This is a genomic window from Mycobacterium sp. IDR2000157661 (genome assembly GCF_022317005.1).
GTDB lineage: Bacteria > Actinomycetota > Actinomycetes > Mycobacteriales > Mycobacteriaceae > Mycobacterium.
In genome coordinates this window covers 1783973-1803711 of record NZ_CP081006.1, presented here as the reverse complement: position 1 = coordinate 1803711, position 19739 = coordinate 1783973, and the positions used below count along the sequence as shown (strand labels likewise).

Here is a 19739-nt window from a genome sequence, read left to right as displayed (position 1 = left end):
GTTCAGAACCAGCTGTCGCGCATCTGGAGTGTCGTGCGGTCCAGACTGGCGAGCAGGTCCAGTTGCGGCCCGGTGCGCGGCAGTTCGTAGCGGAAGAAGTAGCGCGCGGCCTGGCGCTTGCCGTCGTAGAAGTCGCCGCCGCGGCCGTGTGCGGCAATCGCCTGTTGCAGCCACATCCAGGCGACGACGATGTGCCCGAACGCCTCGAGATAGACGGCGCTGTTGGCCATCGCGGCCTCGATGTCGCCGGCAGCGAACATCGCCCCCGTGACCTCGGCCAGCCGCTGCCATGCCGCGTCGAGTCCGGTTGCCTGCTCGGCTGTTTCGCCGCCGATGGAGCGGCCCAGCGCCACCGTTTCGGCGATGGCGGCGCCGACCGCGGCCAGGCCCACGCCGCCGCGCACGGTCACCTTGCGGCCCAGCAGGTCCAAGCTCTGGATCCCGTGGGTGCCCTCGTGGATCGGGTTGAGCCGGTTGTCGCGGTAGTGCTGTTCGACGTCGTACTCGCGGGTGTAGCCGTAGCCGCCGTGCACCTGGATCGCCAGGTCGTTGGCCGCCAGGCACCACTGCGACGGCCAGCTCTTGCCCACCGGCGTCAGCATGTCGAGCAGCAGCGTGGTGGTGTCGCGTTCCTCGTCGGACTCGGCGCTGTGCTGCAGGTCCACCAGCCGGGCGCAGTACAGCAGCAGAGCCATCCCGCCTTCGACATACGCTTTCTGCGCCAACAGCATTCGCTTGACGTCCGCGTGCTCGATGATCGAGACCTGCGGCGTCGAGGGGTCCTTCGCCGTGACGGGCCGGCCCTGCGGGCGCTCGCGGGCGTACACCACCGACTTCAGGTAGCCCGTGTAGCCCAGCGCCACCGCGCCCATGCCGACACCGAGCCGCGCCTCGTTCATCATCGTGAACATGTAGGTGATGCCGCGGTGCGGCTCGCCGACCAGATAGCCGACGGCACCGGGCTTCCCGGCCGGGGTGAACGCGCCCTCACCGAGGTTCAGCACCGTGTTGGTGATGCCCCGCTGACCCATCTTGTGGTTGAGCCCGGCAAGCACCACGTCGTTGCGTTCGCCGATCGATCCCTCGTCGACCAGGAACTTGGGCACGATGAACAGCGAGATGCCCTTGGTGCCCGCCGGCCCGCCTGGAATCTTCGCGAGCACCAGGTTGACGATGTTGTCGGTGAGTTCGTGTTCGGCACCGGAGATCCACATCTTCGAACCGAACAGCCGGTAGCTGCCGTCGGGCTGCGGTTCGGCGCGGGTGAGGATGTCGGCCAGCGACGAGCCCGCCTGCGTCTCCGACAGCGCCATGGTGCCGGAGAACCGGCCGGCCAGCATCGGTCGCAGGAAGGCTTCGATCTGCTCCTCGGAGCCGAACCGCGACAGCAGGTTGGCGTTGGCCATGGTCAGCATGAGATAGCCCGAGGTGCTGATGTTGGCGGCGTAGAACCACGCGATGGCCGCCTCGGCGACGGCGACGGGCAGTTGCGCACCGCCCAGTCGCTGATCGGCCGACATCGCGATCAGGTCGGCCTGGGCGAAGGCGTCCCACGCGTCCTTCACCTCGGGAATCAAGGTGACCTTCTCGCCGTCGAACGTGGGCTCGTTGGCGTCGCTGGTCTTGTTGTGCGGGGCGAAGTAGCGGGCGGCCAGTTGCTCGCACAGATCGAGCACGGCGTCGAACGTCTCACGGGAATGCTCGGCGAAACGCTCACGGGCGGTGAGTTCGTCGACCCGCAACCACTCGTAGAGCAGGAAGTCGAGGTCGCGCCGGGACAGCAGAAGGGACTTCACACGTCCATCCTGCACCGCCCCGCGCGCGACGTCCTAGCTGGTCGCCGGGCCCCCTTGTCCGAGCCCTGCAACCGGCCGAGGAACTCGTGGCAACGCTTGGCGCGCTCAGCGGATGGTGCTGATCCCGCCGTCGACCGGGATGACCGCGCCGGTGATGTAGGTGCTTGCCCGGCAGGCGAGGAACACCGCGATGCCGGCCATATCGTCGGCGGCCCCGATTCGCCCGAGCGGCAAGGCCTTTCCGACGGCCTGCGCGCCCGGCGCCAGCAGTACCTTCGTCATCCGCGACTCGAACAGTCCGGGCGCGACGGCGTTGACCAGTATCCGCGGCGCCAGCTCGGTGGCGAGGTGTTTGGTCAGCATGTGCACGGCGGCCTTGCTGGCGCTGTAGGAGAAGTTGTCGCGTCCGCGCTCGGGGGTGTGGAAACCGTCGACGCTGCCGGTGTTTATCACGCGCGCGGGGTCGTCGTCGGTGGCGCCGGCGGTAAGCAGCGGCACCAGCGCCCGGGTGAGCAGGAAGACGCCCTTGACGTTGACGTTGAACACGCGGTCGAAGCCGGACTCCGGGAACTCGTCGAACGGTGCGCCCCAGTTCGCGCCCGCGTTGTTGAACAACGCGTGCACCGCGTGCTCGCGCTCCGTCAGCGCGGCCGTGAGCGCCTCGACGCCCGCGGCGGTGCCGAGGTCGGCCGGGATCGCGGCGACCTCACCCAGCGGTGACAGTTCGGCCACGGCAGCGGCGAGTTCGGCCTCCTTGCGCGCCGACAGGTACACCCGGGCCCCGGCCTGCAGCAGGCCCCGCGCCATCATCACCCCGATGCCGCGCCCGCCGCCGGTGACGACGGCGACCTTGCCGTCGAGGCGGAACAAGTCAGTCACGCGTAGCGCCGGCCACTTCGGTGGTGACGTCGATGCCCAGTGGCGACTCCGCGCGCACGGCCTCGTCGCGGATCAGCCCGCGCAGCAGCGCGGTACTGAACTCGACGGCGATCTCCTGTGCGGTGCGCCGACCGTGTGGGCGCAACCAGCGGTAGGCGCCCAGCGTCATCCCGATGTAGCCCAGGGCCAGCACATGCGAGTCGCACTCGTAGAACTCGCCGTCGGCGATGCCGCGGTCGATGACGTCACGCACGTGCTCGTAGACCTGGGTCTCCTTCTCGCGGATGTAGGCGACCTGGTCCTCGGTGAACCACTCGCCGATGTAGGGCCCCTCCTGGAAATAGACCGCCGCGCGCTCGATGTCGCTGGCGATGCCGACCAGCAGCCGCCGGGTGAAGTGGTAGATCGTCTCGCGGGCCGACGCGGACGGGTCGTCGTGCAGTGCGTCGACGGTGAAGTCGGCCGCGCCCTTGTAGATGTCGTAGAGGATCAGCGATTTGCTGGCGTAGTAGTGGTACACCGTGGCCTTGTTCAGACCCACCGCCTCGGCGACGTCGTCCATCCGGGTGCCGTGGTAGCCACGCGCCGCGAACAGCTTGGTGGCGACGGCCAGCAACTCGTCGCGACGGGACATCCCGTTGTTGGGCGAGGCTTCTCCGGAGGGCATGGCGACTCACTATATGCAGGCCCGGACGCGGTACGGGCATCAATCAACTGGTTGGGAAGTTTACGAGGCAAGGGTGTCGCCCGGGCGACACCGGGGTACTACACTCCGACCAGAACCAGCCGTATCCGAGAGGTGATGACATGGATCCGAATCCGGACTATGACGCCAGCGACGAGCTGGAGTACGGCATCAACTGGTTCGCCTGGATTCTGCGTGGCGTCTACCCGCCACCGGCCTACCCCCCGGTCTAAGCCGTCAACTGCCAGCGGTGCACCCCCGCGCCCTGCGCGTAGGACAGGTGCCCGCCGAGTGCGCCGCCCACCGACACGGCGGTCAGCCCCAGCACACTGAACATTCGGGCCGCCTTGATTCGGCTGCGCTTGTACTGCCGGTGCGCCATCCAGAACGACGCCGCCGCGACGGCATTGCCCGCCGCGTGGACGAGCGCCACCCGTCGCTGCCGCGGCCCCAGCGTCGGGAACTCCGCCCAGCCGGCCAGCACCGCGGCCGGTGTCGCGGCCAGACCGATCGCGATGAGCCGGCGGGCGGCATCGCGGTCCTGGTAGACGACATCGAGCACGCCGGATGACAGCCACGCCCCGATCGGCACAGTGACCAGCAGCGGATGCGTGGGGTGTCCCAGCCAGGAGCCGCGGAGCCCCCGCGCTAGAGCACCGTTGCCCAGGACGCGGTCCACCGTCTCGGCGGCGCGGTCAGCGGTCGCGTCGAGGGTGCCTGCCGATTCGGGGATCTGAAGGAGCGCATGCATGACCATGTGCTCGGGTTACCCGACCGGCGGGCGTCGAACCGCCCGGCTTGTCACGCCGCCGATCGGCCGCCGTATCCGTGGGCGTCCGCGTAGGCCTCGATGACGGCGGCGGTGTCGGCGTCGAGGTGCAGAAACTCCCTGTCGAGCAACTGCGCGAGGTTCGCCGCGACGGCACACAGCATCGCACCCGCCGTTCGCATCCGGGGCTCCGCACTGGCCTCCGCCTCTTCGCCCAGGGTGGCGGCGTACCCGAGCCATGCGGCCAGCGCGGTGTCGGCGTCCAGGTCGCGGAAGTAGTAGGTGGACCCGTATTGCGTCAGGTCGTTGCGGGCCTCCACCAGACCGGCGGCGATGTCGGTCAGCACGTCGGTCGGGACGTCGTCGATGTCCGGATCCGCCTGCCGGAGCCGCGCCTCGCGCAGACTCGACAACTGCAGGGCCAACACCCGCCGCCGGTGCAGGGCCGGGTAGATCTGCAGCACCCAGGACACGGCGGCGGTGATGAGCATGAAGCCGAACAACGCCTGCAGCGGCACAAGTACCCGCAGCCACGGTGCGCTCGGCAGGATGTCGCCGAATCCGAGGGTGGCGATGGTGACCAGCGACAGGTACACCGAGTCCAGCAGCCCGGCTCGCGTCGAGTCGATGTCGGAGCTGTAGGTGAAACCCTCGGGCATCTGGGCGTAGTAGATCAGCGCCCACCCTGCGACGGCGCCGACGGCCCATAGGCCGATCACCGCCACCATGCCCAGCGGACCCGTCAGCGTAGTGACACGCAGTCGAGCCGGTAACGGCCGCAACACCCGCCAGACCAGCTTCATCACCCTGGTCGTTACGGCGCCGTCGCCCCGCGGTTCGAACAGTGTCTGGAAAACGTCGCGGACGACGACGAGCACCAACACGAAACCCGCGATCGTGAGCACCCAGTCCATGATCTCCTTCAGGTTGCCGTTCGGATGCGACGCATGCGGGCGGTAGCGACCCGATCGATCTCAGGCGCGAGCCAGTGCCGCGCGCACGGGCATACGCCGGCCCGCGAACGCGGCACTGGGGTTTGCCGAGCCGTCGCCATTGACGTGCCCGTTGATTAAAGGCTTCCCGCCGTGCGCACACGCCAAACGACGGTCGGGCAGCCCGGTTTACAGCGCTTTGAGTTCCTCGATGACGTCGCCCACGGACTTCTTGGCGTCGCCGAACAGCATCGAGGTCTGGTCGGCGAAGAACAGCGGGTTCTCGATGCCGGCATAGCCCGAGCTCATCGACCGCTTGAGGACGATCACCGAGCGGGACTGGTCGACGTTGAGGATCGGCATGCCGTGGATCGGCGAGCTCGGGTCGTTGCGTGCGGCGGGGTTGGTGACGTCGTTGGCGCCGATCACCAAAGTGACGTCGGTGCGGGTGAACTCGCCGTTGACGTCGTCCATCTCCTTCATCGCGTCGTACTCGACGTCGGCCTCGGCCAGCAGCACGTTCATGTGCCCGGGCATGCGCCCCGCGACCGGGTGGATGGCGTACTTGACCTCCACGCCCTTGGATTCGAGCAGATCGCCCATCTCCTTGACCGCGTGCTGGGCCTGTGCGACGGCCAGGCCGTAACCCGGGACCACGATCACCTGGTTGGCGTAGGCCATCTGGATGGCGGCGTCGGCGGCGCTGGTGGACTTCACGGTGCCCTGCTCGCCGCCGGGTCCGGCCACCGCAGCGGAGTCACCCCCGAAGGACCCGAACACGATCGCCGGGATGGACCGGTTCATCGCCACGGCCATCAGGTTGGTCAGGATGGAGCCGGACGCGCCGACGATCATGCCCGCAACGATCATCGCGGTGTTGTTGAGCGCCAATCCCGCTGCCGCGGCGGACAACCCGGTGAGCGCGTTGAGCAGCGAGATGACCACCGGCATGTCGGCGCCGCCGATCGGGAACACCACGAACAGGCCCATCACACCCGCGAGCACGAGCACCACCACGATGGTCCACCCGGGGCTGCTGGTCCCGGCGTTGAGGCCGATGTAGACCGCCATGGCGACGGCACCGAGCAGCAGCAGCACGTTGGCGCCCTGAAACAGCTTGGCAGAGGCGACGAGTCGCTTCTCGACGTTCTTCGGGATCGACTCCTGCAGCTTGAGGAACGCCACCAGCGAGCCCCAGAACGACACGGACCCGATGATCGCCGCGAACAGCGAACCGACGACGAGCGCGACGGTCGGATGCTGGTCGGGTTTGAAGGTGCCGAAGCCGTCGGTCTCGATGAACTCGGCCCAGGCGATCAGCGCGACGGTGCCGCCGCCGACGCCGTTGAACAGCGCGACCAACTGCGGCATCGCCGTCATCTTGGTCTTCTTGGCCGGCGGCACACCGAGCACGACGCCCAGCGCCAGGCCGGCCGCGATCAGGATCCAGTTGATCGGCGCGGTGTCGCGCACCGCTATCAGCGTGGCGACGACGGCCAGTCCCATACCGGCGGCGGCGATCCAGTTGCCGCGCACGGCGGTCTTGGGACCGGTCAGTCCCGACAGGCCGAGGATGAACAGCCCGAACGCGATGATGTATAGGACGGTGACGAGGTGGTTCACTTCGCGGACACCTCGTTGTCGGCTTCGACTAGCTCACGCTTCTTGCCCTTGAACATGCCGAGCATGCGATCGGTCACCAGGAAGCCGCCGATCACGTTCAGGGTGCCGAACACGAGGGCCACGAACGCGATCGCCCGCACCCCCCAGTGTGCGTCGGCGGGCAGGTTGCCCAGCACGATCAGCGCGCCGAGCACCACGATGCCGTGAATGGCGTTGGTGCCCGACATCAGCGGGGTGTGCAAGGTGTTGGGCACCTTGGAGATCACCGCGAACCCGACGAACCCACTGAGCACCAGGATCGCGAGGTTGGCCAACAACTGGTCGTACATCAGTTCTCTCCTCGGGTCACGCAGGAGGCGGCAACGACCTCGTCGTCGAAGTCGGGCGCCAGGGCTCCGTCGTTGATCAGCAACTCCAGCAGCGCGGTGATGTTCTTGGAGTACAGCTCGCTGGCGTGCTCGGGCATCGTCGCAGGCAGGTTCAGCGGCGAGGCGATCGTCACGCCGTGGCGGACGACGGTCTGACCGGGTTCGGTGAGCTCGCAGTTACCGCCCGTCTCACCGGCGAGGTCGACGACCACGCTGCCGGGCTTCATGCCCTCGACGGCGGCGGCGGTCACCAGGCGCGGAGCGGGGCGGCCCGGCACCAGCGCGGTGGTGATCACGACGTCGAAACCGGTGATGGCCTCTTCGAGCTTCTTCTGCTGCTGGGCGCGCTCCTCGTCGGAGAGCTCGCGGGCGTAGCCGCCCTCGCCCGCCGCTTCGATGCCGAGGTCGAGCCACTGCGCGCCGACCGAGCGGACCTGATCGGCGACCTCGGGCCGCACGTCGTAGCCGGTGGTGCGCGCGCCGAGCCGCTTGGCCGTGGCCAGCGCCTGCAGCCCGGCCACGCCGACGCCGAGGACCAGCAACGTCGCCGGTTTCACCGTGCCCGCCGCGGTGGTCAGCATCGGGAAGAACCGCGTCGACTCCGAGGCCGCCAGCACCACCGACTTGTAGCCGGCGACGTTGGCCTGCGAGGACAGCGCATCCATCACCTGGGCGCGCGAGATCCGCGGGATCGCCTCCACCGCAAAGGCTTGTACGCCTGCCGTCTTCAGCGCCGCGATCTGGTTGTCGGCGTTGCGCGGGGCCAGGAAGCCGACCAGCGTCTGACCCGACTTCAGCTTGGCCACCTCGTCGGTGCTCGGCGGCGCCACCTTGACCACGACGTCGGCCGCCCATGCGTCGCCGACCGTGGCGCCCGCCTCCGTGTACAGCGCATCGGGCAGCAGCGCCCGCTCGCCGGCGCCGGCCTCGACCACAACCGCCACCCCGCTGTTCACCAGCGACGCGACCGCCTTCGGCACCAGCGCCACGCGGCGCTCGTCGGCCCCGGATTCGCGCACCACCCCAACCGTCGGCGCCGCGCCGGCGCCGACATCGGTATTCGTCTCCGTCATGACGTGACACCCTAACCGCTACCGCTGGTCACAAATAAATTGACAGCTGTCACACCGATACAGTGGCTGATCATGGCCGTTGATCGGTTACTCCCGTCACAGGACGCTGCGGACCTGATCGCACTCACCCGCGACATCGCCGACAAGCTGCTCGACCCAATCGTCGACGACCACGAGAAGGCGGAGACGTACCCGGAGGGCCTGTTCGCGCAGCTGGGCGCGGCGGGGCTGCTGAGCCTGCCGCAGCCCGAGGACTGGGGTGGCGGGGGCCAGCCGTTCGAGGTCTACCTGCAGGTGCTCGAGGAGCTTGCGGCCCGCTGGGCGGCGGTCGCGGTGGCGGTCAGCGTGCACAGCCTCTCGTCGCATCCCCTGCTGGCCTTCGGCAGCGACGAGCAGAAGCGTCGCTGGCTGCCGGGCATGCTGTCGGGTGCCCAGATCGGCGCCTACAGCCTGTCCGAACCGCAGGCCGGATCGGACGCGGCGGCGCTGCAGTGCAAGGCGGTGTTTTCCGACGCGGGGCCGACGCCCGGCTACGTGGTCAACGGCTCGAAGTCGTGGATCACCCACGGCGGCCGGGCGGATTTCTACACGCTGTTCGCCCGCACCGGTGAAGGGGGCGGTTCCGGAGGGCAGGAGCGCAGCGACCGGGGAGGCAGGGCGAGCATCTCGTGCTTCCTGGTGCCGGGCGATCTGGCGGGCCTGAGCTTTGGCAAGCCCGAGGAGAAGATGGGCCTGCACGCGATCCCGACGACCTCGGCGTACTACGAGGACGCGCTGCTGGAATCCGACCGGCTCATCGGCGCCGAGGGCCAGGGCCTCCAGATCGCGTTCTCCGCGCTGGACTCCGGGCGGCTGGGCATCGCGGCGGTGGCGACGGGATTGGCGCAGGCCGCGCTCGAAGAGGCCGTGGCGTATGCCAATGACCGAACGACGTTCGGCCGCAGGATCATCGACCACCAAGGGCTGGGCTTCCTGCTGGCGGACATGGCCGCGGCGGTGGCCAGCGCGCGTGCGACGTATCTCGACGCCGCGCGGCGGCGCGACGCCGGCCGGCCGTACTCGCAACAGGCCAGTGTCGCCAAGCTGGTGGCCACGGACGCGGCCATGCGGGTGACCACCGACGCGGTGCAGGTCTTCGGCGGCGCGGGCTACACCCGCGACTACCGCGTCGAGCGCTACATGCGCGAGGCCAAGATCACGCAGATCTTCGAGGGCACTAACCAGATTCAGCGCCTCGTCATCGCCAGGGGGCTGAGCACTTAGGCGCGAGGTGAGGTGACCGTCACCCGGGTGCCCGAGCCGGGCTCCGAGTCGATGCGCATCGACCCGCCCATCGCGTCGAACCGGGCGAGCAGCGACCCCAGGCCGATGTGGCCGGCGGCGACGCACTGCTCGACCGTCGCGGGATCGAATCCGAGCCCGTCGTCGGCGACGGTCAACTCGATCCGGTCGCCGCGGCGGGACAGCCCGACACGCACCGTGGTCGCACGCGCGTGCTTGCCGACGTTGGCCAGCAGCTCGCGCGCCGCCCGGTAGAGCAGCTGCTGCGACGCCGGCTTGCCGACGTCGTCGAGCTCGGCCGCGACCAAGCACCCGCTGCGGGACTCGAACTGGCGCACCAGTTCCCCTACCGCCGGCGTCAACCCCAACTGGGCGAGCACCTGCGGATGCAGTTCGGTCACCGTGGAGCGCAGGGCCGCCGCCGTCTGCTGCAGCGCGTCGTGCACCGCCGCCAGTGCCGGATCGTCGCAACGCTCCAGCACCTCGTCGAGGTCGAGGCGCGCCGCCAGCAGCGTCTGCAGCGGTCCGTCGTGGAGGTGTTCGGCGACCTCACGGTTGTGCCGCTCGTCGGCCTGCATCGCCTCCGACACCAATTGCCGTCGCACGTCCTGCAGCTTGTGCACGCGGGCCTGCCGCCGCACCAGCACCACGCACAGCGCCGTGATCGCCGCGGCAGACCACAGCAGGAAGCCGAACTGTGTGTACACCACGTTCGGCAGCCCGACGGTGTCGTCGCGCCTGGAGTAGGCGATCCACACCGCCAGGTACCCCAGCGCGGTGCCGACGCCGAGGATTGCGGTCAGCATGGGCCGGTCCTGGAACGCCACAGCGATCGGCAGCAGGAAGAACACCGGCAGCAGGGCCGCCGTCGCGCCGCCGGACACCAGGCACAGCGCGACGATCACCAGCACGTCGATGCCGGTCGACGCCCAGTCCGCCCAGCGCGGCACCGGCCCCCGGAAGACGAAGACGATCCACACCAGCGCCGCGAGCGCCCACACGCCGAGCACCACCGCATAGACACCGGGCAGCCAGTGGTCGACCTCCCAGATCCACACCAGCACACCGATCAACGCGATCAGCGGCAGGCGCAGGAACGCCGTCACGCGCACGGGTTGCGCGGCGAAGAAGCCCGCGAGGCGGTCCAGCACGTCAGTCCAGCAGTTTGCGGCGCATCGCCTCGGCGACGGCGGCGCCGCGGTCGTTGACGCCCAGTTTCTCGTAGAGCCGTTGCACGTGGGTCTTCACCGTCGACGGCGCCAGGAACAACTCCCTGGCCATCGCGGGGATGCTGCTCCCGGCCGCGATTAGCCTGAGCACCTCGCGCTCGCGCGGGCTCAACGTGGGCCCGTCGGGCTCGGCGCGTTTGCGGATCTCACCGGCCAGGCCGGCGGCGAGGCTGGGCGCGACGACGTCGCGACCCTTGGCGCAGTCGAGCACCGCGGTGACGAGTTCCGACCGCGTGGACTCCTTCGGCAGGAAACCCGCCGCACCGTTCCGCAGCGCCTGGTAGACGATCGCGGACTCGTCGTGCGCAGAGATCAGCAGCACGCGGGTGGCCAGTTCGTCGCGCACGACGGCGGCCGCCACCTCCGATCCATCCATCCCGGGCATCCGGTAGTCGAGCAGCGCCACCTGCGGGGTGTGCACACGGATGGCCTCTAGTGCGGTGACGCCGTCGTCGGCCTCGGCCACCACCTCGATCTGGCCGCTCGACACCAGCGCCCGGACCACGCCGTCGCGGAACATCGGGTGGTCGTCGCCAACCACCACCCGCACTTTCTGGCCGGTCACGCCGTCAGCTTGGCACAGCCGACCGCGGGCTTCCTCCGATTGGGGGACACGCGATTCATCCGCCACGACCACCGGTCGGCCGACATACAAGGCCCCCGCTATGCCGCATTCTTGAGTCATCGCCGGAACGCACCGGCGGACATACCGAAAAACCCACGTACACAGGAGGATTCATCATGAACGCCAACACCACCCGCCGCACCGCCCGCTTCTTCGCCCTGCCGGTCGTCTCCGCCGGGATCATCGCAGGCGCCCTCGGATTCGCCGGCGCGGCGAGCGCGGGAACCTACTCGCAGGACACCACGCCCTACAGCCCCGGCATCGTCGCCACCCCCACCCACACCGCCCACTCCGCACCCGGCACCCACCACCACGGCACCCATCATCACGGCATCGCGCACCTGCAGAACCTGGTGCCGGGCTACCACCCCTGATCGGCCGAGCCAGAGGCCCTCCCCGACCACATGCGGGGAGGGCTTCGCCGTGTGCAGCTAACGTCGAAGCCATGTCGAACATCTCGAACGACCCGATCGACGACGTCGCCCCGGGCGACCTCATCACCGTCACCATCTCCGGTGACCGGGAGGGCGCCGATGCGCAGCCGTGCAAGGTGGTGCACAAGGAGGTGGTCGACGACGGCTACCTGGTCACCTTGGAAGCCCCCGACGCGCAGACCTTCGACGTGCGTTATCCGGCGGGGACCAGGGTCACCCGATCGCTGGAGACGAAGTGGGAGTCGGACCAGAGCCCCACACCGCACCGGCCGCCGACGGCCTGATCGTCTCCCCCGGCGCCCGGTTTCGACGGGTGTCATATCGTGGCTGACATGGACTTCGCGATGTCGGCCAAGGCGCAGGATTACCACGAGCGGTTGACCGCGTTCATGACGGAGTTCGTCTTCCCGGCGGAGAAGGACTACGAGGAGTACCGCGCCCAGACCGGACCCCACGACCACACCGTCCCGCCGATCGTCGAGGACCTCAAGAAGCTGGCGAAGGAACGCGGGCTGTGGAACCTGTTCCTGCCGCCCGAGTCCGGCTTGACGAACCTGGAGTACGCGCAGCTGGCCGAGCTGACCGGGTGGAGCATGGAGATCGCCCCCGAGGTCACCAACTGCGCGGCCCCCGACACCGGCAACATGGAGACGCTGCACCTGTTCGCCACCGAAGAGCAGCGCAAGCAGTGGCTAGAACCTCTGCTCAACGGTGAGATCCGCAGCGCCTTCGCGATGACCGAGCCCGCCGTCGCCTCCAGCGACGCCCGCAACATCGAGACCACGATGCTGCGCGACGGGGACGACTACGTCATCAACGGCCGCAAGTGGTGGATCACCGGCGCGGCCGATCCGCGCTGCAAGATCATGATCGTCATGGGCCGCACCAATCCCGACGCGGCCAGCCATCGGCAGCAGTCGATGATCCTGGTGCCCACCGACACCCCCGGGGTGTCGATCGAGCGGTCGCTGCCGGTGTTCGGCTGGCAGGACCAGCACGGCCATTGCGAGATCACCTTCGACAACGTGCGGGTGCCGTCGGCGAACCTGCTCGCCGAGGAGGGCAGCGGATTCGCGATCGCGCAGGCCCGCCTCGGCCCGGGCCGCATCCACCACTGCATGCGCGCCATCGGCGCCGCCGAGCGCGCGATGGCGTTGATGATCGACCGGGTGCAGAAGCGGGTGGCGTTCGGCAAACCGCTGGCCGAGCAGGGCGTGGTCCGGCATCAGATCGCACTGTCGCGCAACGAGATCGACCAGACCCGGCTGCTGTGCCACAAGGCCGCCTGGACCATCGACCAGCACGGCAACAAGAGCAAGGACGCACAGGTGCTGGTGGCTCAGATCAAGGCCGTCGCACCGCAGGTGGCGTGCAACGTGATCGACCGCGCGATCCAGGTGCACGGCGGCGCCGGAGTCAGCGACGATGTGCCGCTGGCCCGGCTGTATGCCTGGCACCGCGCGATGCGCCTGTTCGACGGGCCCGACGAAGTGCACATGCGAACCATCGCCCGCGCCGAACTAGGTAGGGAGAAAAGCGCTTTCGCGACGGCGGCGACGGCGGTGGGCCGCCAATCGAGCCCGGCGGTGACTGGGTGACCGTCGGAATCGGCGAGCTCTCGGGGGCGTGGAACTTTCGCGACGTCGCCCGCGAGACCGGTATCAAGCCGGGCCGGTTCTTCCGGTCCAGCGAGCTCACCGGCCTCGACGACGCCGGCCGCGAGGCGCTGCGGCGGCTGGGCATCACCGACGTCGCCGACCTGCGCTCGGCGCGTGAGGTGGAACGCCACGGCACTGGAGCGGTGCCCGCGGGCGTGCAGGTGCATCTGCTGCACTTCCACGAGGTCGAGGCCGTCTCGTCCGGCCAGGCTGGCGAGGCGCCGCACGAGTCGGCCTTCCAGAAGATGATGACCGAGAAGCCCGACGACGAGGACGTCTCGGTCGCCGCCGGCCGGTTCATGACCGACGAGTACCAGCGCTTCCCCACTCTCGGGGGTGCGCAACGCGCGGTGCGACAGGTGGTTTCGCTGCTCGCCGACGGCAGGCCGGTGATCGCGCATTGCTTCGCAGGCAAGGACCGCACCGGCTTCACGGTCGCCACCGTGCTCGAAGCCGTCGGAGTGGACCGCGACGCCGTGCTGGCCGACTTCCTGCGCAGCAACGACGCGGTGCCCCACCTGCGCGAGCAGATCCTGCGATCGGTCCGTGAACGGACGGAGACCGCCGAGGAGGTCACCTTCGTCGAGGCTCGGCTCACCGACGCGGTGCTGGGGGTCCGAGAGGAGTACCTCGCCGCCGCGCGCCGCTCCATCGAGCACAACTACGGCTCGCTGCGCGGCTACCTCGCGGCGTCCGGCGTCACCGACGACGCGGTGACGCGACTACGCGCGACGCTTCTGGACTGATCGCTGTTGACTATGCGCACAGGGCGGTGACCACTCACACTTCTGCGCCCTGACCGCAGAGTCAACGCCTGGCGGAGCCCTTCTCCGCCTCGTATTTCTTCGTCATGTGCTCGATGGCCGACAGCTGGGTGGCCGCCATGTCCTCGCGCACTTCGCTGGCGCGCGCCGCGGCGTCCAGGGTCGGCTGCGCCTGTCCCTGGAAATGGGGAACGACCTCGGCGGCGAACAGTTCGGCCGACCGCTTGGTGGCAGCCGGGTTGGCCCACTCGTGCCCCATCTGCAGCATGCACCCGAACCCGCCCGACTGGTCCCACAGCCGCTGCACCTGAGCGCGCGCCTGTTCCGGTGTCCCGATCACCCCGGCGCCCGCCCCGTTGATCACGTCGATGACCTCGTCGATGTTGTCGCCCGGCATCGTCATCTGCGGGAACGCCGCCACCTTCTGGAAGTACCGGTACCAGGACTCGATGCCGAAACGCACATCGGCACGGGCCTGTTCGACCGTTTCGGCGATGTGCATCGGCCCCACCAGCGTCCAGTTGCCGCGGTCGACGGTGGTGCCGAACGCGGCGGCGCGCTCCTCGGCGATGCCCCAGTGGTAGGCCAGCGCGTCGAAGCCCTCGACGACGAGGGTCGCGCCGATCGACAGCAGGCCGATGCCGTGCTTACCCGCAAGCCGGGCGCCGGTCGGTGAGGCCACGCCCGCCACCGCCAACGGGATGCCACCGTCGGAGTAGGGCGCCAGTTGCAGTCGTGCGTCGAATAATTCGTGCGTCGGGGTCTTGGCGCTGACCACTTCCCCGGCGAGCAATCGCACGACGATGTCGAGGTTGGTTTCCAGCAGTTCGCGGGTGTCCGTCGGCGTCAGGCCGATCATCGCCGAGTCGGTGGGCAGCGACCCTGGGCCCATTCCGCCGATGATGCGGCCGTGGGTCAGATGATCCAGCAACATCAGCCGGTCGGCGGTCCACAACGGGTTGTGATACGCCAGCGAGATCACCCCGGTACCGAAGCGGATTCGCTTGGCGCGCTGGGCCGCCGCGGCGATGAACACCTCGGGCGAGCTGATGATCTCGCTGCCCGCAGAGTGGTGTTCACCGATCCACGCCTCGTCGTAGCCGAGGGCGTCGAGGTGCTCGATGAACTCCAGATCGCGCTGCAGCGCGAGCGTCGGGTTGGTACCGGCGCGGTGAAACGGTGCGATGAAGTATCCGAAGCGCAGCTTGGCCATGAATGCAAGCTACTGCGTGAGGTAGACCCCGATGACCCAAACGACGGTCGCCAGCAGCGCTCCTACCAGCTCGACGCCGACCGACAGCGCGACGCCCTTGAGCGCATGCTTGGTCGACGTCCACGCCAGCACCTGGTCGCGGCGGTCCACCAGTTCGGCCAGATACACACCGGCCACGAAACCCAGCACCAGCCCCACCACCGGTATCACGAAGAACCCGATGATGCCGAGCAGACCGCCGACCACCAGCACCCACGTGCGTACCCGGGCGGCGCGCATCCTCCGCATCGGCCACAGGTACTTGATCAGGGTGGCCGCGCCCAGCAGCGCGGCCACCACGCCCATCGTCACCCATGCCGTCGGGTTGTTCTCGACGACGGCCCACACCGCGATCGCCGCGAAGACCAACAACACACCGGGCAGCAGCGGCACCACGATGCCCACCAGACCGACCGCGATCACCAGCGCTACGAGAACGATGCCGCCGGTGCTCACGAATCGAATCTACGGTGTCAGGGCCGTTGTCCGCGCACCCACTGGACGTTGCCGAGCGTCTTTGTCCGGATCCTTGTCAGGCCGAGATCCTCGAAGGTGTCGCCGAGTTCATCCTCGGTGAAGAAGTGGGCGCCGCCGTTGGACAGCCACCGGAACAACTCGCCCGCGCGGCCGACGGTCGGCACCATCACGGCGATCCGGCCGCCGGGCTTGAGCACCCGCACCATCTCCGCTGCGGCCGCCGGTGGCGCCGGGATCAACTGCAGCATGGCGATCGAGACCACGACGTCGACGGTGTGGTCGCGCAGGGGGAGCCGCTGTGCGTCTGCGCGCAGGAATCCGACGTTCGGTCCGGCCTCGGCCTGGACCGCGCGAGCCAGCATCGGCTCGGAGATGTCGACACCGAGCGCCAGACCGCCGGGACCGGCCGCCCGCGCGAGCGACGCGGTGACGTTGCCCGGCCCGCTCCCGACGTCGAGGGCCACGCCGCCGGCGGGCACGTCGAGCCAGCCGAGCGGGAGCTGCCACGCACTCACCAGCCTGCGGGTGAGGGCCTGGGCGTTGTCGTAGAGCAACGAGCCGATACCGGAGGCCCAGGCCGCCTGAATCACGCCGGTGTTCTTCGGCGGCGCGGATGCGACGTCGGTGAGCAGGTCCAGATAGCCCTTGCTGACGTCGGGGCGGGCCGGCGGATCGGCCATCAGCTCGAGGGCCCTACCGAGCGCGCCGGCCGTCGCTGATTCGATCACCACTCCACGCTACGCCGCCGACTCAGCTGCCGAGTTGCCGCGCTAGGTCGACGAAGTCCGATGCCATGACGTCGAATTCGCCGTCAGCGATCTTGGACGGGCGACGCCTGCCCGCTCCGTACTCCAGCGGTCGGTCGACCCACGCCGTCATCAGGCCCGCCCGCTTAGCCCCCCGCAGGTCACTGGCGTGAGCGGCGATCAGCATCAGCTCGCCGGGCGCCACGTCGAGCAGGCCGGCACAGCCGAGGTACGCCTGCGGGTCGGGTTTGTAGTGGCGGAACAGCTCGGCCGAGATCACACAGTCCCACGGCAGCCCCGCCCGCTTGGCCATATTCGTCAGCAGGGAGACGTTGCCGTTGGACAAGGTCGTGATGACATAGCGCACCTTCAGCCGGGTGAGTCCTGCAACCGCGTCGGGCCACGGATCGAGCCGGTGCCAGGCCCGGTTCAGGTGGTCGACGGCATCCTCGCTCACCTTGATGCCTGCTGCATCGAGCAGGTCGACGAGGATCATCCGGTGCAGGCCGTCGAGCTTCGTCCATGGCAGCTCGCCGCGGCGGACCCGGTCCATCGCAGGTGGATACCCGGCGCGCCAGCCGTCGGCGAAGGCGGCCCAATCCCGTTGCAGGCCATGGGCGTTGCCGAACTCCTCGAGCTCGCGGATGATGCTGGACCGCCAGTCGACGACGGTGCCGAACGTGTCGAACGCCAGCGCTTTGGGCGTCACCATCCGATGTTCTTCGCGCAAGCGCTCGAAAGCCCGAGCGCGACAGGGGCCTGCACTAGCCCAGGCTGAAGGTCGCCTGCTTGGCCGCCGACAGATCGGTGATCTCACCCCACTTGGCGGCCACCTCGTCGACCGTCGGCACCTCGGAGAAGGTCACGCCCTCGTTCTGGAACAGCGCGGTGCGCTGCACTTTGCCGCCGCCGACGATGAAGATCGACGCCGTCTCGGGCACCTCCTCGGTGCACAGCTGGGCCACCACCGGCGCCACGTACTCCGGCGTCAGCTTCTCGAGCACCTCCTTGGGCAGGATGTCCTCGGTCATGCGGGTGGCCGCGATAGGCGCGACGGCGTTGGTCTTGATGTTGTACTTCGCGCCCTCCTGGGCCAGCGTGTTGATCAACCCGACCAGACCGAGCTTGGCCGCGCTGTAGTTGGCCTGGCCGAAGTTGCCGAACAGGCCACTGGTCGAGGTGGCGACCACGACGCGGCCGAAGTTGTTCTCGCGGAAGTGCGGCCACGCCGCGCGGATCACGTTGTAACCGCCGTACAGGTGCACCTTGAGCACGGCGTCCCAGTTGGCGAACTCCATCTTGTGGAAGGTGCCGTCGCGCAGGATGCCCGCATTGGAGACCACCCCGTCGACCTTGCCGAACTCGTCGACGGCGGTCTTGATGATGTTGGCGGCCCCCTCCGGGTCGGCGACACTGTCATAGTTCGCGACTGCTCGGCCGCCAGCGTCCTTGATCTCCTGCACCACCTGGTCGGCCATGTTGTGGCCGGCGCCGGTGCCGTCGCGCGAACCACCCAGATCGTTGACGACGACGCTGGCGCCTTCACGGGCGAGTGTCATCGCGTACTCCCGTCCGAGTCCGCCTCCGGCCCCGGTAACGACGATGACGCGATCCTGCACTCCTGGCATGGGGTTCCTTCCTAGCTGTGCCTTCCCCAGGGCGCTTCGCGCTGCTCCCTAGAAAAGTCGTCTGGCGAGCTTCCAAGCCTTTTCTGTATACGGGGGATAGATGAAGGCGCCGACGTCGGGTCGGGTCATCTTCGTCATCACGGCCTTCTTGTGGCTGAACGTCTCGAATCCGAACCTGCCGTGATAGGCGCCCATCCCCGAGGGCCCGACGCCGCCGAACGGCAGCTTGTTGGTCGCGAAGTGGAACAGCAGGTGGTTGATCACCATGCCGCCCGACTGGACCTCCTTGATCACCCGCTCGCGCACACTCTTGGTCTTGGTGAACAGATAGGCGGCCAGCGGCTTGGGCCGCGAGTTGACGAATGTGATTGCGTCGTCGAGGGATTGAACGGTCATCACCGGCAGGATCGGGCCGAAGATCTCGTCGGTCATCAGCGGTTCAGCCGGGTCCGGATCGACCACGACCGTCGGTTGGATGCTGACCTTCGACGCGTCGGAGCCGCCGCCGATGACCACGTCGCCCTTGGTGGCGGCCAGCGCGGTGGTCAGCCGGTCGAAGTGGCGCTCGTTGACGATGCGCTTACCGTCGGGATGCCCGGACTCGAACTTCTCCACCGCGGCCTTGATCTTGTCGACGAGCTCGTCGCGAATCCGGGCGTCGGCCAGGACGTAATCCGGAGCGATGCAGATCTGACCGGAGTTGATCAGCTTGGTCCACGCGATCCGCTTGGCCGCGACGTCGAGATCGGCGTCGGCCGAGACGATCACCGGGCTCTTGCCGCCGAGCTCGAGGGTCACCGGCGTCAGATGCGGCGCTGCGCCCTCGTAGACCTTGCGGCCGATCTCGGTACCGCCCGTGTAGAGCAGGTAGTCGAAGCCCTGAGCGATGAGCTCCTGGCTGACCGAGCCGTCTCCCTCGATGACCGCGATCGCATCCTTGTCCAGGTACTTCGGCACGAGCTCGGCCATCACCGCCGACGACGCGGGCGCGATCTCCGACGGCTTGAGCACCACCGTGTTGCCCGCGGCGATGGCGCCGACGGCCGGACCCAGCGTCAACGCGAACGGGAAGTTCCACGCGCCGATGATCAGCACGGTGCCGAACGGCTCGTATTCGACCCAGCCGCGGCCGGGAAGCTGCGACATCTCCAGCATCCGGTACTTGCGCTTGGTCCACTTGCGGACGTTCTTGGCGGCGTCCTTGGCCTCCCCGGCGACGCTGGCGATGTCGGCGAGCCAGGCCTCGAACGGCTTGCGGCCGAGGTCCTGCTCCAGCGCTGCGGCGATGGCTTGCTCGTTGTCCAGTACCAGCCGCTCCATTGCCTTGAGCTGCCGTTTGCGCCACTCGAGGTCGCGGGTCCGGCCGGTTGCGAAGGTGTCGCGCAATCGGCGGACGACGCTCGGAATGTCGGGGGTTGCCTCTGCGGGGGCGGCGATTTCTGTGGTCATGGTGGGTGTCCTTCCTGACCCGGCGAATACCCGATCCTATCCAAGTTAGTTCGACGCCCAGAAGAGCTCTT

General features: G+C 68.6%; 21 protein-coding genes and 1 pseudogene. 6 read left to right on the top strand and 16 right to left on the bottom strand.

Annotation, left to right across the window (positions count from 1 at the left end; all coding sequences use genetic code 11):
* Nucleotides 1–2 precede the first annotated feature (2 nt).
* From K3G64_RS09685 to K3G64_RS09675, 3 genes are all read right to left on the bottom strand, one after another.
* A complete protein-coding gene (locus tag K3G64_RS09685) occupies nt 3–1796 on the bottom strand; it encodes an acyl-CoA dehydrogenase (RefSeq protein WP_238949420.1) in 1794 nt (597 codons plus the stop codon).
* A gap of 105 nt (nt 1797–1901) precedes the next feature.
* Nucleotides 1902–2675 (bottom strand): SDR family NAD(P)-dependent oxidoreductase, encoded by a 774-nt coding sequence (locus tag K3G64_RS09680; protein WP_238949418.1) that lies wholly within the window; start codon nt 2673–2675, stop codon nt 1902–1904.
* Nucleotides 2668–3342, bottom strand: a complete 675-nt coding sequence (locus K3G64_RS09675) for a TetR/AcrR family transcriptional regulator (RefSeq protein WP_238949416.1) — start codon at nt 3340–3342, stop codon at nt 2668–2670. The genes K3G64_RS09680 and K3G64_RS09675 overlap by 8 nt, the downstream gene beginning before the upstream one ends.
* Before the next feature lie 143 nt (nt 3343–3485).
* Between K3G64_RS09675 and K3G64_RS09670 the strand changes: the two are divergent.
* Nucleotides 3486–3593, top strand: a pseudogene (locus K3G64_RS09670) (CAP domain-containing protein); the annotation flags it as partial.
* Here K3G64_RS09670 and K3G64_RS09665 read toward each other — a convergent pair.
* The 5 genes from K3G64_RS09665 to K3G64_RS09645 form a co-directional block, all read right to left on the bottom strand.
* Nucleotides 3590–4111 (bottom strand): DUF2231 domain-containing protein, encoded by a 522-nt coding sequence (locus tag K3G64_RS09665; protein WP_238949414.1) that lies wholly within the window; start codon nt 4109–4111, stop codon nt 3590–3592. The pseudogene K3G64_RS09670 and the gene K3G64_RS09665 sit on opposite strands and share 4 nt — an antisense overlap.
* Nucleotides 4112–4161: 50 nt before the next feature.
* Nucleotides 4162–5043, bottom strand: coding sequence for a potassium channel family protein (locus K3G64_RS09660; protein ID WP_238949413.1), 882 nt, complete (start codon nt 5041–5043; stop codon nt 4162–4164).
* A 207-nt stretch (nt 5044–5250) separates the two neighbouring features.
* The gene (locus tag K3G64_RS09655; RefSeq protein WP_238949411.1) at nt 5251–6684 is read right to left on the bottom strand and encodes an NAD(P)(+) transhydrogenase (Re/Si-specific) subunit beta; all 1434 of its coding nucleotides are present in this window, start codon (nt 6682–6684) and stop codon (nt 5251–5253) included.
* Complete coding sequence (locus K3G64_RS09650) at nt 6681–7013, bottom strand: NAD(P) transhydrogenase subunit alpha (RefSeq protein WP_238949410.1); 333 nt, start codon at nt 7011–7013, stop codon at nt 6681–6683. The genes K3G64_RS09655 and K3G64_RS09650 overlap by 4 nt, the downstream gene beginning before the upstream one ends.
* Nucleotides 7013–8125 carry a Re/Si-specific NAD(P)(+) transhydrogenase subunit alpha gene (locus K3G64_RS09645; protein ID WP_238949407.1) on the bottom strand — a complete coding sequence of 371 codons (1113 nt, stop codon included), beginning with the start codon at nt 8123–8125 and terminating at the stop codon, nt 7013–7015. The genes K3G64_RS09650 and K3G64_RS09645 overlap by 1 nt, the downstream gene beginning before the upstream one ends.
* 72 nt (nt 8126–8197) lie before the next feature.
* On the opposite strand from K3G64_RS09645, the gene K3G64_RS09640 reads away from it, so the two are divergent.
* Nucleotides 8198–9388: an acyl-CoA dehydrogenase family protein gene (locus K3G64_RS09640; RefSeq protein ID WP_238949394.1), complete on the top strand. Its 1191-nt coding sequence runs from the start codon at nt 8198–8200 to the stop codon at nt 9386–9388.
* On the opposite strand, the gene K3G64_RS09635 is transcribed toward K3G64_RS09640, so the two are convergent.
* On the bottom strand, nt 9385–10557 hold the full coding sequence (locus K3G64_RS09635) for a sensor histidine kinase (RefSeq protein WP_238949392.1): 1173 nt from the start codon (nt 10555–10557) through the stop codon (nt 9385–9387). The genes K3G64_RS09640 and K3G64_RS09635 overlap by 4 nt on opposite strands.
* A 1-nt stretch (nt 10558) precedes the next feature.
* Nucleotides 10559–11155: a response regulator gene (locus tag K3G64_RS09630; protein ID WP_238950567.1), complete on the bottom strand. Its 597-nt coding sequence runs from the start codon at nt 11153–11155 to the stop codon at nt 10559–10561.
* A gap of 221 nt (nt 11156–11376) precedes the next feature.
* Here K3G64_RS09630 and K3G64_RS09625 point away from each other — a divergent pair, with 221 nt between their 5' ends.
* The 4 genes from K3G64_RS09625 to K3G64_RS09610 all read left to right on the top strand — a co-directional run bounded on the left by K3G64_RS09625 (nt 11377) and on the right by K3G64_RS09610 (nt 14098).
* On the top strand, nt 11377–11634 hold the full coding sequence (locus K3G64_RS09625; RefSeq protein WP_238949390.1) for a hypothetical protein: 258 nt from the start codon (nt 11377–11379) through the stop codon (nt 11632–11634).
* Nucleotides 11635–11705: 71 nt separating this feature from the next.
* Nucleotides 11706–11978 carry a hypothetical protein gene (locus K3G64_RS09620; protein WP_238949389.1) on the top strand — a complete coding sequence of 91 codons (273 nt, stop codon included), beginning with the start codon at nt 11706–11708 and terminating at the stop codon, nt 11976–11978.
* Nucleotides 11979–12038: 60 nt separating this feature from the next.
* On the top strand, nt 12039–13292 hold the full coding sequence (locus tag K3G64_RS09615; protein ID WP_238950565.1) for an acyl-CoA dehydrogenase family protein: 1254 nt from the start codon (nt 12039–12041) through the stop codon (nt 13290–13292).
* Nucleotides 13289–14098: a tyrosine-protein phosphatase gene (locus K3G64_RS09610; protein WP_238949387.1), complete on the top strand. Its 810-nt coding sequence runs from the start codon at nt 13289–13291 to the stop codon at nt 14096–14098. The genes K3G64_RS09615 and K3G64_RS09610 overlap by 4 nt, the downstream gene beginning before the upstream one ends.
* A 61-nt stretch (nt 14099–14159) precedes the next feature.
* On the opposite strand, the gene K3G64_RS09605 is transcribed toward K3G64_RS09610, so the two are convergent.
* From K3G64_RS09605 to K3G64_RS09580, 6 genes are all read right to left on the bottom strand, one after another.
* Complete coding sequence (locus tag K3G64_RS09605; protein WP_238949385.1) at nt 14160–15329, bottom strand: LLM class flavin-dependent oxidoreductase; 1170 nt, start codon at nt 15327–15329, stop codon at nt 14160–14162.
* A gap of 9 nt (nt 15330–15338) precedes the next feature.
* Nucleotides 15339–15824, bottom strand: coding sequence for a DUF456 domain-containing protein (locus tag K3G64_RS09600; RefSeq protein WP_238949381.1), 486 nt, complete (start codon nt 15822–15824; stop codon nt 15339–15341).
* A gap of 17 nt (nt 15825–15841) precedes the next feature.
* Complete coding sequence (locus tag K3G64_RS09595; protein ID WP_238950563.1) at nt 15842–16525, bottom strand: methyltransferase domain-containing protein; 684 nt, start codon at nt 16523–16525, stop codon at nt 15842–15844.
* A gap of 70 nt (nt 16526–16595) precedes the next feature.
* Nucleotides 16596–17303: a haloacid dehalogenase type II gene (locus K3G64_RS09590; protein WP_238949380.1), complete on the bottom strand. Its 708-nt coding sequence runs from the start codon at nt 17301–17303 to the stop codon at nt 16596–16598.
* A 52-nt stretch (nt 17304–17355) separates the two neighbouring features.
* The gene (locus K3G64_RS09585; protein ID WP_238949379.1) at nt 17356–18219 is read right to left on the bottom strand and encodes an SDR family oxidoreductase; all 864 of its coding nucleotides are present in this window, start codon (nt 18217–18219) and stop codon (nt 17356–17358) included.
* 48 nt (nt 18220–18267) lie between these two features.
* Entirely contained in the window at nt 18268–19668 is a 1401-nt protein-coding gene (locus K3G64_RS09580; RefSeq protein ID WP_238949378.1) for an aldehyde dehydrogenase family protein, read from the bottom strand.
* Between the last annotated feature and the right edge of the window lie 71 nt (nt 19669–19739).